Source organism: Agrobacterium salinitolerans, from assembly GCF_002008225.1.
In the GTDB taxonomy this organism is placed as follows: domain Bacteria; phylum Pseudomonadota; class Alphaproteobacteria; order Rhizobiales; family Rhizobiaceae; genus Agrobacterium; species Agrobacterium salinitolerans.
This window is the reverse complement of sequence record NZ_MRDH01000023.1, coordinates 261,059-274,730: the sequence shown is the minus strand read 5'-3', so window position 1 is coordinate 274,730 and position 13,672 is coordinate 261,059. Positions and strand designations below refer to the sequence as shown.

Below are 13,672 nucleotides of genomic sequence, written 5' to 3'. Positions count from 1 at the left end.
GCACCCAAACCCGCCTGGGGATGAGGAAACGAGGCTCATCTTATCTCCCATCCAGCATCGTAAAAGACGACAACAAAACGTAATCATCCCGAAACAGAAAAAACCCGCCGAAAATATCGACGGGTTTGTCAGCGGTCTGGGCCGCGCTTCGAAGCGCGGCCCTTTTTTGTTTGCATGTTTCTTACTGCGCGCGCTTCAGCGCATCGCCGAGGATGGAGACGATATCGTCGAAATGGGATTTTTCGGCGATCAGCGGCGGTGAAAGGGCGATGATGTCGCCGGTGACGCGAATGAGCAGGCCGCGCTCGAAGCAATCCACGAAGACGTCATAGGCGCGTGCGCCGGCAGCACCGTCGCGCGATTGCAGCTCGATGCCGGCGATGAAGCCGATGGTGCGGATGTCGATGACATTGGGCAAGCCTTTCAGGGAATGGATGGCGTCGTGCCAGACATCCTGCAATTCGGCCGCGCGTGTGAAGAGACCCTCGTCGCGGTAGATGTCGAGCGTCGCGATGCCGGCGGCGCAGGCGACGGGGTGGCCGGAATAGGTATAGCCGTGGAACAGTTCGATCTGGTTTTCCGGGCCGTGCATCAAAGCATCATGTACCTTGCGGCTGGTAAAAACCGCACCCATGGGGATGGCGCCATTGGTCAGGCCCTTGGCCGTGGTGACGATATCTGGGGTAACACCGAAATAGTTGCTGGCGAAAGTGGAGCCCATGCGGCCGAAACCGGTGATGACCTCATCGAAAATCAGCAGGATGCCGTGCTTGTCGCAGATGGCGCGGAGACGCTCCAGATAACCCTTCGGCGGCACCAGCACGCCGGTGGAGCCGGCGACCGGTTCGACGATGCAGGCGGCGATGGTTTCCGCGCCATGCAGGGCGACCAGCCGTTCCAGATCGTCCGCAAGCTCGGCCCCATGCTCGGGCTGGCCCTTGACGAAGCTGTTCTTGGCCGGATCATGCGTGTGGCGCAGATGATCTGCAGGGATTTGCGGGAAAACGCGGCGGTTGTTGACCAAGCCGCCCACGGAGATGCCGCCGAAGCCGACGCCATGATAGCCGCGTTCACGGCCAATCAGGCGGCTGCGCGTGCCCTGACCGATGGCGCGCTGATAGGCGATGGCGATCTTCAGCGCCGTATCGACCGATTCAGAACCCGAGCCGGTGTAGAACACGCGGTCGAGCTTTGCGCCTTCCGGGCCGGGGGCGATTTCAGCCAGCCGTTCGGCGAATTCGAAGGCGACGGGATGGCCCATCTGGAAGGAGGGCGCATAATCCATGGTCGAAAGCTGGTGCTTGACGGCCGACGCGATCTGCTGGCGGCCGTGGCCGGCATTGACGCACCAAAGGCCAGCCGTGCCGTCGAGAACCTGGCGGCCGTCATTGCTGGTGTAATACATGCCTTCGGCGCTCGTCAGCAGGCGGGGATTGGCCTTGAACTGCCGGTTGGCGGTAAATGGCATCCAGTAGCTGTCAAGCGAGGTGGAATTGGATCGGTTCGGATTGTCCATGGTGATCTCCTGTTCGTTGCCGGTGATTGAAAGCTATTTTCTCGACTGAACAAGCCCTTTTCTTTCCGTGGCCAAGCTATTGAAAATGTTATAGGTGTGGAGCCATATTTTCGATATTTCGAACAAGGGCAACGGAGGCTTGCGCATGTCGGTGGATTTAGGCGGACGTTTGCGCCATTTGCGGCTGCGTCACAATATTTCCCAGCGCGAACTGGCACGGCGTGCCGGAGTCACCAATTCAACGATTTCGCTGATTGAGAGCAACACGTCGAACCCATCCGTCGGCGCGCTGAAACGCATTCTCGATGGCATACCGATCGGTCTTGCCGAGTTTTTCGCCTTCGAGCCGGAAACCAGCCGCAAGGCCTTTTACCGGGCGGATGAACTGGTTGAAATCGGCAAGGGGCCGATTTCCTTCCGGCAGGTGGGGGAGAATGTTTTCGGCCGCAGCCTGCAAATCCTGAAGGAATGTTACCAGCCGGGCGCCGATACCGGCAAGGTTCCGCTGGTTCACGATGGCGAAGAAGGCGGCATCATCCTCTCAGGGCGTCTGGAAGTAACTGTCGATGAGGAGAGGCGGGTGCTTGGCCCCGGTGATGCCTATTATTTCGAAAGCCGCAGGCCCCACCGCTTCCGTTGTGTCGGTCCGGTGCCCTGCGAAGTGATCAGTGCCTGCACGCCACCGACCTTCTGATTCCCGCCATATACGGTGGTTTGTGGCACCGGTGATAGGGTGAAATCCCGCCGGGCGAAGAAAAAACGCCACGAGCTACGGCAATTTTGCGTGGCTGCTATGACGGGAATGCGGTTCCTCGCCACGCTTTTGCCGTCTTTGCGCCCTCCTTGCGATTTTTCCATCGCTTTTTATTGGCGTAGCGACAATGACGGGCAAAAAATCCCGGCCAATATGTCAAATTTTATATGCATTGCCAAAATCTTGCTGCGATGCAAAAAACTTTAATAGTCTTTTCGAGAGATGCCTTTTCTTGGCGTTCCTGTCCCATCTGCGCAAGTCATAAGAAACATATAAGAAAAGACCGCCGAAGGTCCAAAACCCAATACATGGCGCGGTACTACCCATGCTCTCCACACATGGCCGTCGGCGCATTTGTTGCTTTTTTATGCAACCGTTAATATTGCTCGGACGTTGATCGGCCGTTCGCGCAAGAAATCGCATAGACGGTTATGGCCAATGTGCCTTACAAAAAATCCATTAGCATCAAATTCCGAACACAGACTTGTTATCTCCTTTAGACGGAAAGACGCGCCTCCGGGCACCGACCAATCGCAAAACATAAATGGAGTTCTCTCTATGAAGTCCGCGACCCAATCGGCTGAACAGACACTCAGCAGCTCCGAAGATTTCGATGTCAGTTTCCCTATCGGGGGCATCGCAAAACGCAGCTTCGATATGACATCGGCTGCGCTTGCGCTGCTCATCTTCAGCCCGATATTCCTGTTGATCGCCGTGCTGGTGAAGTTGTCCGATCCCGGCCCGATCTTTTATGGTCACCGGCGTGTGGGGCATAATGGCCGCTACTTCCATTGCCTGAAATTCAGGACGATGGCGATGAACGGTGATGAGATTCTCCGGCAATATCTTGCGGCCAATCCGGAAGCGGCCGAAGAATGGCGCGCCACCCGCAAGCTCAAGAACGACCCGCGGGTTACTGCCGTCGGTGCCGTGTTGCGCAAGCTCTCGCTCGACGAACTGCCGCAGCTTCTCAACATCATCCGCGGCGAAATGAGCGTGGTTGGCCCACGCCCGGTCGTCGATGAAGAACTGAGTTATTATGAGAGCGCCGCCGCTTATTATCTCAGCACCCGCCCGGGCCTGACCGGCCTGTGGCAGATCAGCGGCCGCAACGACGTATCCTACAAGACACGCGTCGCTTTCGACACGCACTATGTGCAGAACTGGTCGATGCGTCAGGATGTCTTCATCATCGTCAAGACCATACCCGCCGTGTGCCTTTCACGCGGAAGCTACTGAAAACCGATATTGAGTTCGGCTTTATCGATCTTCGTTTCGACACGCACCCCGACCGGGATCCCAAGTCCGGTCTTTGGGTGCGTCATTGGTGCTAATCATACCGGCCGCTTTTCGCGGCGCTGCGCAGACGGCCCTGCCCAGTTGCGCGACGGCCGGCTCGCCCGTGTGGCGATCCGCTAACAGGGAGTTTCCCGATGAACGGCTTGTCTGCCGCCCGCCGCCCGTTTGTGGCCTTCGTATTTGCCGCTTCCGTCGCCCTTTCCGCGCCGCTCTCCGCCATGGCTGCGGATGGCGCCCAATATAAGCTCGGTACCGCTGACAAGCTGCGTATCCGCGTTGCCGAATGGCAGCCGGCGGATGGCAGCATCCGCAACTGGGATGTGATCAACGGTGATTATTCCGTCGGTCCGTCGGGGGCGCTGTCTCTGCCTTTCATCGGCCAACTGGATGTTGCGGGCAAGACCCCATCGGAGGTCAGTGAAGAGATTGGAGCCCAGCTTCAGAGCAAGTTCGCCCTTCGCAACCTGCCTTCGGCCTCCGTCGAAATCGCGCAGTTCCGGCCGATCTTCTTGAGCGGCGATGTGCAGACGCCGGGTGAATATCCCTATGCCGCCAATCTCACGGTGCTGAAGGCGGTCAGCCTTGCCGGGGGGCTGCGGCGCTCGGATGCCGGGCAGCGCTTTGCCCGCGACTTCATCAATGCCCGCGGTGACGCAGCCGTCTATGACAATCAGCGCGCAAGGCTGCTTGCCCGTCAGGCGCGGCTGATTGCCGAGGTCAAGGGTGACGCGACCATCGCCAAGACGCCTGAAATGGAAAAGATCGGCGATATCGACCTGCTGCTGGCCAGCGAAAGCGCGCTGATGAAATCGCGCACCGAACGTTACACCCTGCAACTCAAGGCGCTAACGGACCTCCACGCCCTTCTGGAGAGCGAAGTCGAATCCCTGAAGAAGAAATCGGAAACGCAGAACCGTCAGCTCCAGCTTGCCAACGAGGACCGCGACCGCGTCAACCGGCTGAACGAGCAGGGGCTTGCGCTGTCGCAACGGCGTATTTCTGCGGAAGAACGCGCCGCGGAAGTGGAATCCAACCTGCTCGATATCGATACGCAGTCGCTGCGCGCCAAACAGGATATCAACAAGGCGACCCAGGACGAGATCAACCTGCGCAACGACTGGGTGGCGCAGCGCTCCAAGGAATTGCAGGACACGGAAGCGGAACTGGACAAGCTTAACCTGCAGCTGACCACCAGCCGCGAATTGATGTCGGAAGCGTTGGCGCAATCGGCAGAAGCGATCCGTTTCGATCCGTCGGGCAAGTCCGCGACGATCAGCTATGTCGTGGTGCGTGAGGAAAACGGCAAGCCGAAGGAGCTGAAAGTGGATGAAAACGCCATGCTCCAGCCCGGCGATGTCATCAAGGTCTCGTCTGAAATCCTGATGCAGTGAGGTTTTTATGCGGATCGCCAAATCGGCGCTGATCGATCCCGAACTTAATGAAATTTACGGAATGACGGCGGTTGCGCTGTCATTCTTCGTCTTCGCTTACTCGTCGCGTTTCGGGCAAATCTCGGTTCTGGCCTATTATGGCATGTGGCTGCCGCTGGTGGTGGTCGATTATCGGCGCGTGCTCGGCAATTATCCGCGCTATCTCTGGATATTCGCCTTCGGCACATTGACGGTTCTGTCCAGTTTCTGGTCGGAAGCGGCGTCGGTGACCATGCGTGCCTCCATCCAGTATATGACGCATATCGTCTGCGCGCTGATCGCCATGCGGGTGATCTCGATCGGGACGCTGACGCGCGGTGCGCTGATCGGCATCGCCGTCGTTCTGCTCTATTCGCTGCTGTTCGGCATTTATCTCTTCGATGCGCTGGATGGCACCTATAGTTTCGTTGGCGCTTTCTCTTCCAAGAACCAGCTCGGCTTTTATGCCTCGCTCGGCGTCATTTTTGCCGCCGCATCGGTGCTGGTGCTCAAGCAAAGGGGCATCTGGTTGCCGATTGCCGGGGTCACCGGGCTCCTGTCGGCCTATAGCCTCCTTGCGTCCCAATCGGCCACATCCACTATTACCACGGCGGCGGTGGTCGCGCTCATCATCGGCTTCATTCCCATCGGCATGCTTTCGCCGGCGAACCGAAAGATGACTTTTTTTGTGCTCGGTGGTCTCGGCGCATTGCTGGCGGTCGCTTCCCTGCAATTCGGCCTGCTGGACGCCATTCTCGGCATTTTCGGCAAGGATTCGACGTTGACCGGCCGAACCTACCTCTGGCAGCAGGGCATTGAGGCAGCGAAACAGACGCCGATCCTCGGCGTCGGTTATCAGGGATTCTGGGTTGCAGGTTTTCCCGATGCCGAACGGTTGTGGAACGATTTCTTCATTACCGGCCGCAGCGGCTTTCATTTCCATAATACCTACATCGAGACCGTGGTGGAAAACGGCTTTGTCGGCATGCTGCTGCTTGGCATGGTGCTTTATGGCACTTTGCTCGGGCATCTGCGCTCGGTGCTGATGCGCAAGAGCGATCCGCAGGGCGTCATCCTGTTTGCGATCTGCGCCCTGTTTGTCGTGCGTTCCTTCGTAGAGATCGACATCATCTTCCCCTACCAGATAGGCTCGTTCCTGCTTTATTTCGCGGCCGGGAAACTATGTCTTCCGGCAAGGGTTTCTGAGGGGAGCGAGCAACACCCGGCAATCGGAATGCGGTTGCAAACGAGAGCCTAGAGATAATCCGCCGAGACATGCGGACTGGCGTGGATGAAACTCCACATGTCCTTGCTGACATCGACGATGTCGGCGATCGATTTCTCCAGCTGCCCGATTTCTTTCTCGTCCATGCGCTCCACCTTCCCGTAGCGCACCTGGCTGTCATCCTCCACCAGCCGCATGAGTTGCGTGCTGGCGATCTCGCCTTTTTCATCGAAGGAATAGATGCAGTGATTATATTTGTTGCGCGTCTTCGCTTCCTTCTTCAGCCGCGCCATGATGGAGAGTATGGTCTTGCGGTCCTTCGCATCGGTGGAAGGAAGCTTCGCCAGGCGCTCGATCAGATCCATGCGCGCCCGTGTGGTGTTAAGCGTCAGGAACACGACGATTGCCGCTTCCTTCTCCACTTTCAGGAGATGGACGATCAGATAGATCATCAGGCTTTCCGTGTTGGTCCACACGTAATTCAGCCTGCCGACCAGCAGCAATACATCCGACATCGCCGCCATGCCCGCTTCCCCCACCCCAAAAGAATTATACGGGCATTATATGCCGACAGGGGCGGGATTGACAGTGTAAATCCCTGTTATTTCTTCATCTTTCCTTGAAAGCGCGGGACATGCTTTCGGAGATCGGTTTGGTCAGATATTCGAAGAAGGTACGCTCCGAGGTCTGGATCAGCACGTCGGCCGGCATGCCGGGCACGGGATGGAAATTATGGACCTTGGCGATCTCTTCGTCGGGTATCTGGACGCGCACGATATAGACGTCCTTGACCTGAAGGCCGGCATTTTCCTCGATACTGTCGGCTGAAACGTAAAAGACCTTGCCGTTCAGAACTGGCGTGGTGCGGCGGTTGAGCGCTGAGAGGCGGATTGCGGCGGTCTGCCCTTCATGCAGCTGGTCGATGGAGGTTCTGAGCACCTGTGCCTCGAGAATGAGGGGAACATGGGCGGGCAGGATTTCCATGATCGGCTTGCCTGTCGTGATGACGCCCCCAGGCGTGTGATAATAGGCGCGCACCACGGTGCCGTTGACGGGGGAGCGGATGATGGTGCGTTCCAGCACTTCAGCCGCGCCGCGCACCTGTTCGCGTACGCTGTCGAGATCGGATTCGGCGGTTTCCAGCGCATCGAGTGCCGCCTGCTTGTTGGCGTTGACGGCAATGACCGCTTCCTGCCGGAACTTGGCGATTTCCGCCTCGCTCTGGTTCATCTCGCCGCTCAGCCGGGCGATATCGCCCATGGCGTCGGCGATGGCGCGCTCCAGCGCCAGCATGTCGGTCTTGCGGATGACGCCGTCCTTGGCGAGCCGTTCCTTGGAGTCGCGCTCCTGTGTCAAAAGCGCCAATTGCCGGTCGAAGGATTGTTTTTGGCCTTCATACCCCGCATAGCGGAACTCCAGCGACTTGATGTTCTTGTCGATAAGGTTCAGCTGCTCTTCCAGCTTGATGAGCTTGCTGTGGAACACGATGTTCTGGCTCTGGATGATGGAAGTGATATCCGGATCGCCGGCTTCCTTCATGACGATATCGGGCACCTTGAAGCTTCTTGCGCCCTGGGCCTCGGCGCGTAGGCGCACCACGATGGTTTCGAGGCGAAGCCGCCGCAGTTGCAGCATGCGCTCGTTGGCAAGCGCCGTCGTCTTGTCCAGCGTCAGAAGGACATCGCCTTCCTTGACCGTGTCGCCTTCGCTGACCATCATTTCCTTGATGATACCGCCTTCCAGATGCTGCACCACCTTGTTGTTGCCGGTGGCGACGAAACTGCCCTGCGCGATGATGGCGGAAGAGAGCGGTGCGGTGCCGGCCCAGAATCCGAAACCGCCGAACGAGGCGAGCAGCATGGCAAGGCCGATCGAACTGTGCAGGCGGATCGAGCGCGGCACCTCGCTGTACCACTCCAGCTGGCCCTGGGGTTTGACTTCGGCAATGGTGGTTTTCTTTTTGAACATGACGGTCCTCAACCCTCGATTTGCGGGGACTGGTTAGCCTGGCGGCCATTGCCGGAAAGCGCCTTCAGCACGTCCATCCTTTCGCCGAACATGGCGACCGATCCGTCTTTCAGCACCATGATCTTGTCGACGCATTGAAGCAGCGCCGGCCGCTGGGTGATAGTGACGGTGGTGATGCCCTGTCTTTTGGCGTGCAGCAGCGCCTTGGCCAGCGCCTGTTCGCCCTGTGTATCCAGATTGGAGTTCGGCTCATCCAAAACCACGAATTTGGGATCGCCGAAGAAGGCGCGGGCAAGTGCGATACGCTGTTTCTGGCCGCCAGAAAGCGGCGCGCCATCGGCGGCGACCACGGTCTCATAACCCTGTGGGAAACCGGCGATCAGTTCGTGCACATCCGCCAGTACCGCGGCCTCGTAAATCTGCCGATCTTCGACATCGTCGCGCATGCGGCAGATGTTGGCCTTGATGGTGCCGGGGAAAAGCTGCACATCCTGCGGCAGGTAACCGATGCTTTCACCGAATTGCCGCTGGTCCCAGTTACGCAAATCCATGAGGTCGAGGCGCACATTGCCTGACGTGGGCAGGATGGAGCCGACCAGCATCTTGCCGAGCGTCGTCTTGCCGGAGCCGGAATTGCCGATGATGGCGAGCGATTCCCCTTTTTTCAGCGAAAAGGAAATGCCGTTCAAGATCACCTTCTTCTGCGGCGGCGGTACGAAGAGGATGCGCTCGACGTCGAGACGCCCTTCCGGGTTGGGCAGGCGCAGGCGCGGGAAATTTAGCGGCGAATTGACGAGAAGCTGTTTAATGCGGCCATAGGAGGCGGCGGATTTGTTGAACTGGTGCCAGCCTTCGATCGCGCCCTCGATGGGCGCCAGCGCGCGGCCGGAAATGATGGAGGCCGCGATCACCATGCCGCCGGTCAGTTCGCCGGATAGCGACAGATGCGCGCCCCAGCCGAGCAGAGCCACCTGGGTGATCATGCGCGCCGCCTTGGAGACGCCTGAGAACATGATGTTGCGATCCTGCGCCGCCACATGCGATTTCAGCGAACCGGCGGTTTCGCGGCCCCACATCTTCACCGCTTCGGGGATCATGGCGAGCGCATTGATGATCTGCGAATTGCGCGACATGGAATCGAGGTGGAAATTGGCGCGGCTGAGATAACCTGATGCTTCGGCGAACTGTCTCGCAGTGAAGCGCTGGTTCAGCCAGGCGATGGTGAACAGCACGGCGCAACAAACCATGATGATGATGCCGAGATGCGGATGGACGAGATAGACCACCACGATGAAGAGCGGCATCAATGGCGCGTCGAGAAAGGCGATGAGCGTACCGGAGGTAAGGAAGGCGCGCAATTGCTGCAGATCTTGCAGAGTCTGATAGTCCTTGCCGTTGCCATGCAGGGAGGCGCGGGCGGCGGCGGACAGGATCGGCGCGCCCAGCTGCACCTCGAGTTCGACGGCGGTGCGCATCAGGATGAAGCGGCGGATGGCGTCCATGAAGGCCTGCAGCAGAACCGCGCCAATGACGGCGACAGTCAGCATCACCAACGTATCCATCGAGCGGCTGGTCAGAACCCGGTCGGAAATCTGGAACAGATAGAGCGGGATGGAGAGCAGCAGGATGTTGATGGCGACCGTGAACAGCATCACCACCACCATGTTACGCCGCACGGCGGCGATGCCCTTGGCAAGGCTTGCGGCGAAATTGATCGGCTCGCTGCGTTTGTGAAAACCGCTCTGGCTTCCACCGCCGCCGCCGCCACCACCGCCACCACCGCCATTGTCCGTCGGCTCCTTGCCGCCGCCGCCCGTCACCGGCCGGCGTTCGTTTTCACGGACCGGCCCGTCATTATTGTCGATGGTCTTGACGAAAGGCAGGTCGCCATTGTCGATCTTGGCCTGTGGTTCCGGCGGGGAGGCGGGTTGCCGGTCCCGTTGCGGTGCCGGCCTTTCCGGGGGAACATCCCGCAACTCTTCCGCCTGCTCCGTTTTTGCATGCGGTTGGGAGAGAACTTGTGGGGAGGCGGTCTGTGCAGGGGTGGAAACTTCTTTCGCCGTCTGTTCCGCGCCGGATAATTGGCGAAGGTTTTCGACGGCTTCATTGATTGCTGAAATACAGGCGTCCGTCAGTTTGCTGTCTTCCGCGTCCTGATCCAGCGGCAAGTCCAGCGAGCGTCCGTCGGCAATGGTTTTTCTAGAAATATGATCCATTTTATATCGGTCCCCTCGGTGATCTCACGGTGTTTGCGGTTCGGCCGTGACGGGACGCGGTTATCGCCCCGCCAACCGAATCTACGCCGTCACCGCCTGCATGACGTCGGCCGAATGCCCGTTCGACCATGACAGGTCGTGACCGGCATTGATGACGCCATTGGATTCGTTTTCGATGGTGGCGGGATCGTCGTGAAGAAAGGCAATGACCTCGTTCGCCAGCTGGCCTTGCTGGGGTTGCGACATGTCGTTTTCGATGATGCCGCCCTGTATCAGTATGGCATCGGAATAAACGCCGCCGGCGACATAGGTGGTGGAGCCGAAGCTGTCGTAGTCGATGATCTGCGCCAGATTGACGACGGCATTGCTGCCGGTGTCGACATGGATGGTGGCGTCCTCGTTATTTTCGGCGAGCTTGGCGGCCGCCTGCGTCACATCGTCGGAATCGCCCAGTACGCTCACCTGTTTTATGATGCTGACGTCATAAAGATTGCCGGTGATGTAGAGGACGTTCAGACCCTCATAGCCGACGAAATTGACGTCATGAGCAAGCGCATCCGGCATGTTGGGATCGCGCTCGTTGATGGCGTTCACCGTCTGGTTCATATAATCCGGCATGGTTTCGAAACGGTCGTTGCTGCCGACGTTGTGAATGGCGGCATCGTTCCACAGCAGGTTGTTGCCGGACTGGATGGTGGCGCCTGCCGGTGCATCGGGATTGGCGCGCGCCCAGTCATTGTCGTAAAGCACGGCCATCTGGCTGATGATGTTCATGTCCAGCACATTGCCGCCGACGATGATCAGGTCGTATTGCATGCCGATGCCGAGGAAATTCGCAATGTTGAGCGCGGCGTTCCCGCTTGTCAGCAGGCTTACGGTGGCGCCCGAGGTCGTTATCGTCAGCGTGTCGTTGTCGCTGACGAACTGGTATTGCTCGATCCAGTGCACGAAGGAAACGTCGCCTTCCAGCACGCTGACGCGCCAGGCGGTGGGAAATATCGGCGGTTCGCCGTTTTCCTGGCTGCTGTTCTCCGTGTTTTCCGCGCCCGGATAGACGCTGCGCTCGAAGCTGGCGATATTGAAGGCTGCCGTCGCCGCCTGATCTTCCGACCGCGTGAAAACGGAGTCGATCTCGTCCCGGTCGCTATAGATATAGGCCTGTGTGATCGCGTCGATCTGGTGATAGTCGCCCATGACGGCGGTTACCGACGTCATGACGCCGGTATTGACCAGCGTGGCGATGTTGGCGACGACATTGGCGCCTGCGGCGACATCGAGGCTGTTGCCGGCAGGGCTGTCCTCATGCAGCGAAACATCGCTCCTTTCCGGCTCTTCTGCCGGCTTGGCGATACCGCGATCAGGCATGTAGTCGTCGAGCATCGGCTTTTCGCTGGCTACCGAGCCGTTGATATAAAGCCCGTCGATGTCGTGGCCGGCGAGAACGAAATCCTGATCCGCGCCTGTGCCGAGCGACGTCGCGTCGTTTTCGCGGGCGTGAGCGATATAGTCGTGCGCAGATTTGGCCAGCGCCTGCAGGGCATCGTAATTGTCTGTGCGCTGGAAACCGGCAAAAGGCGTGAACGTGGACGCCTCATTGTAGAACTCGACGGTGCGCGCGGTGACAAAGCTCGTATCGCGGGCCGCATAGGGGCCGTCCGTCATGTTCAGGTAGTCGTCGTCCTGAAGAATATTGACCTGCGTCACATGTGCGATGACCGAGCCGGGACCGGTGTGAACCACCAGTTCGTGCTCCTCCTCGAACGAAAGACGGCCGGGAAAACGGAAATGGGCGGCGGAAATATCGATAGGGACAGCATTTGCGAGCTGCTGCATGTCGTATTCGACCATGCGCGCGAAATGCGGCTGCAGATAATCGAAATCATAATAACCGGCGCGGTAGTTGACGCCGGGATCGTAGTCCTTGAGCGCAACATCGTAATTTTTGTCGAGCAGTTTTGCCGCCTCATCGTCCGGCAGACGGTCCGGATTTGAGTATGCCGGGCCTTCGCTGTAGTTGCTTCTTAGGCGCGCTTCCTCGATCACCGTGTCGAACAGGCCGATGAAATGCGCAATCATGTCCGAAATCTTGTCGATATGCATCGGAGGTCCCTCCCTGATCGCTGCGGCTGACGGGGAGGCGGGCGGCACACGTCTCAGAGGCGGTGCTTCGTTTTACCCAACCTGGTCGTTCAACCGCAAGCTGCACCGGTAGGTGCCGGTGCAGCTATTTTCTCGAGAGGCGCTCGTCAGGCGCTGGTATCCTCACCGACGTCAGATACATGCGAGTTACCGCCTGTGATCGTGACATCAACTGCATTGGAGAGCATGTTGGCGCCCTGCACCAGTTCCAGATGGAAGCCGGAATTTGCAAGGATTGCCGATGCATCCGCAGTGCTGGTGCCTGCTGCGTCGTCGCCGGCCTTGAGGTCCCAACCCTTGCCGTCCATGCCTTCGGCGCCGTAGGCGTCACCGGCATTGGCGCTCAGGTGGTTTTCAGCGCCGCCGTTCTGCATCTTGACGTCGTAGGCGATATCCTGATCCGCCAGGTGGTTGGCCTGCACCATGCTGAAGCCGGTGTCATTGCCGGCGCCGTTGAGCGAGCCGTTGAGGATATTGTCGACATCGAGGGTGAAGGAGAAGTCGTCACCCAGATTGAAGGTGAGATCTCCGCCGGCGACGCCGAGGTTGCCAACATCCTTGACGCCCATGATGTTGCCGAAGTCGTCATCAGACTTGTAGAAACTGTCTGCGGAGTTGAAGCTGTCGGAGGTCGTGGTGGTCTTGGTGGAGGTGTCGTTGTCGGAATAGGAGAACGTCTTGTTGTCCGTATCCGTGATTGTCTTCACATTGGTATCGTTGTCGCTGTACGACTTGCTTTCATAGCTCCAGTCGTAGTCGGTTTTGATATCAGTGCTGGTTTCGGTGCTTGTTTTGACGGTCGTGTCGTTGTCGCTATACGACTTGCTGTCATAGCTCCAGTCATAGTCGTTGTCGCGATTGTCACCGTTATTGGCGTCGACATCGATCTTGGCGTCAACATCCACGTTGGTGCTGTTGTCGCTGTTGTCGTTGTTGCGGTTTTCGCCGTTTGCGGTGCCGACATTGCTGTCATCGACCTTGGCGTCATTGGTCGAGGTGTTGGCAAAACCCTCGGAAAGCGCGCCGATCTTGGTGATATCGTCGTCGCTGCCAGATGCCTTGTGATCATAACCCATTTCGATTTCCTCCGAAAAAGCTCGGAGCAGCTTTCGAAATCCCTCTCATCTAAAACGGGATTTTTATCGC

11 protein-coding genes are annotated in these 13,672 nt (G+C 58.5%); 5 read left to right on the top strand and 6 right to left on the bottom strand.

Annotation, left to right across the window (positions count from 1 at the left end; all coding sequences use genetic code 11):
- Positions 1–262 (top strand): hypothetical protein (locus BS627_RS24720; RefSeq protein WP_205635503.1); only part of this gene is annotated, 262 nt, incomplete at its 5' end.
- Here the strand turns inward: BS627_RS24720 and aptA are convergent.
- The gene (gene aptA / locus BS627_RS17055) at positions 182–1,516 is read right to left on the bottom strand and encodes an omega-aminotransferase AptA (RefSeq protein WP_077984349.1); all 1,335 of its coding nucleotides are present in this window, start codon (positions 1,514–1,516) and stop codon (positions 182–184) included. The genes BS627_RS24720 and aptA overlap by 81 nt on opposite strands.
- A 145-nt stretch (positions 1,517–1,661) precedes the next feature.
- Between aptA and BS627_RS17050 the strand changes: the two genes are divergently transcribed.
- The 4 genes from BS627_RS17050 (at position 1,662) to BS627_RS17030 (ending at position 6,236) form a co-directional block, all read left to right on the top strand.
- Entirely contained in the window at positions 1,662–2,210 is a 549-nt protein-coding gene (locus tag BS627_RS17050) for a cupin domain-containing protein (RefSeq protein WP_006315224.1), read from the top strand.
- Between the two features lie 618 nt (positions 2,211–2,828).
- Complete coding sequence (locus BS627_RS17040) at positions 2,829–3,509, top strand: sugar transferase (RefSeq protein ID WP_077984348.1); 681 nt, start codon at positions 2,829–2,831, stop codon at positions 3,507–3,509.
- Positions 3,510–3,703: 194 nt separating this feature from the next.
- Positions 3,704–4,960: a polysaccharide biosynthesis/export family protein gene (locus BS627_RS17035; RefSeq protein ID WP_077984347.1), complete on the top strand. Its 1,257-nt coding sequence runs from the start codon at positions 3,704–3,706 to the stop codon at positions 4,958–4,960.
- Positions 4,961–4,967: 7 nt separating this feature from the next.
- Positions 4,968–6,236, top strand: coding sequence for an O-antigen ligase family protein (locus BS627_RS17030; RefSeq protein WP_077984346.1), 1,269 nt, complete (start codon positions 4,968–4,970; stop codon positions 6,234–6,236).
- Here BS627_RS17030 and BS627_RS17025 read toward each other — a convergent pair.
- The 5 genes from BS627_RS17025 to BS627_RS17005 form a co-directional block, all read right to left on the bottom strand.
- The gene (locus BS627_RS17025) at positions 6,233–6,727 is read right to left on the bottom strand and encodes a hypothetical protein (RefSeq protein WP_003523808.1); all 495 of its coding nucleotides are present in this window, start codon (positions 6,725–6,727) and stop codon (positions 6,233–6,235) included. The two genes, BS627_RS17030 and BS627_RS17025, sit on opposite strands and share 4 nt — an antisense overlap.
- Before the next feature lie 85 nt (positions 6,728–6,812).
- Complete coding sequence (locus BS627_RS17020) at positions 6,813–8,171, bottom strand: HlyD family type I secretion periplasmic adaptor subunit (RefSeq protein ID WP_077984345.1); 1,359 nt, start codon at positions 8,169–8,171, stop codon at positions 6,813–6,815.
- An 8-nt stretch (positions 8,172–8,179) separates the two neighbouring features.
- Positions 8,180–10,387: a type I secretion system permease/ATPase gene (locus BS627_RS17015; RefSeq protein ID WP_077984344.1), complete on the bottom strand. Its 2,208-nt coding sequence runs from the start codon at positions 10,385–10,387 to the stop codon at positions 8,180–8,182.
- Positions 10,388–10,468: 81 nt separating this feature from the next.
- Complete coding sequence (locus BS627_RS17010; protein ID WP_077984343.1) at positions 10,469–12,487, bottom strand: hypothetical protein; 2,019 nt, start codon at positions 12,485–12,487, stop codon at positions 10,469–10,471.
- A 146-nt stretch (positions 12,488–12,633) separates the two neighbouring features.
- Positions 12,634–13,602 (bottom strand): fibrinogen-binding protein, encoded by a 969-nt coding sequence (locus tag BS627_RS17005; RefSeq protein ID WP_077984342.1) that lies wholly within the window; start codon positions 13,600–13,602, stop codon positions 12,634–12,636.
- Positions 13,603–13,672: the final 70 nt, after the last annotated feature.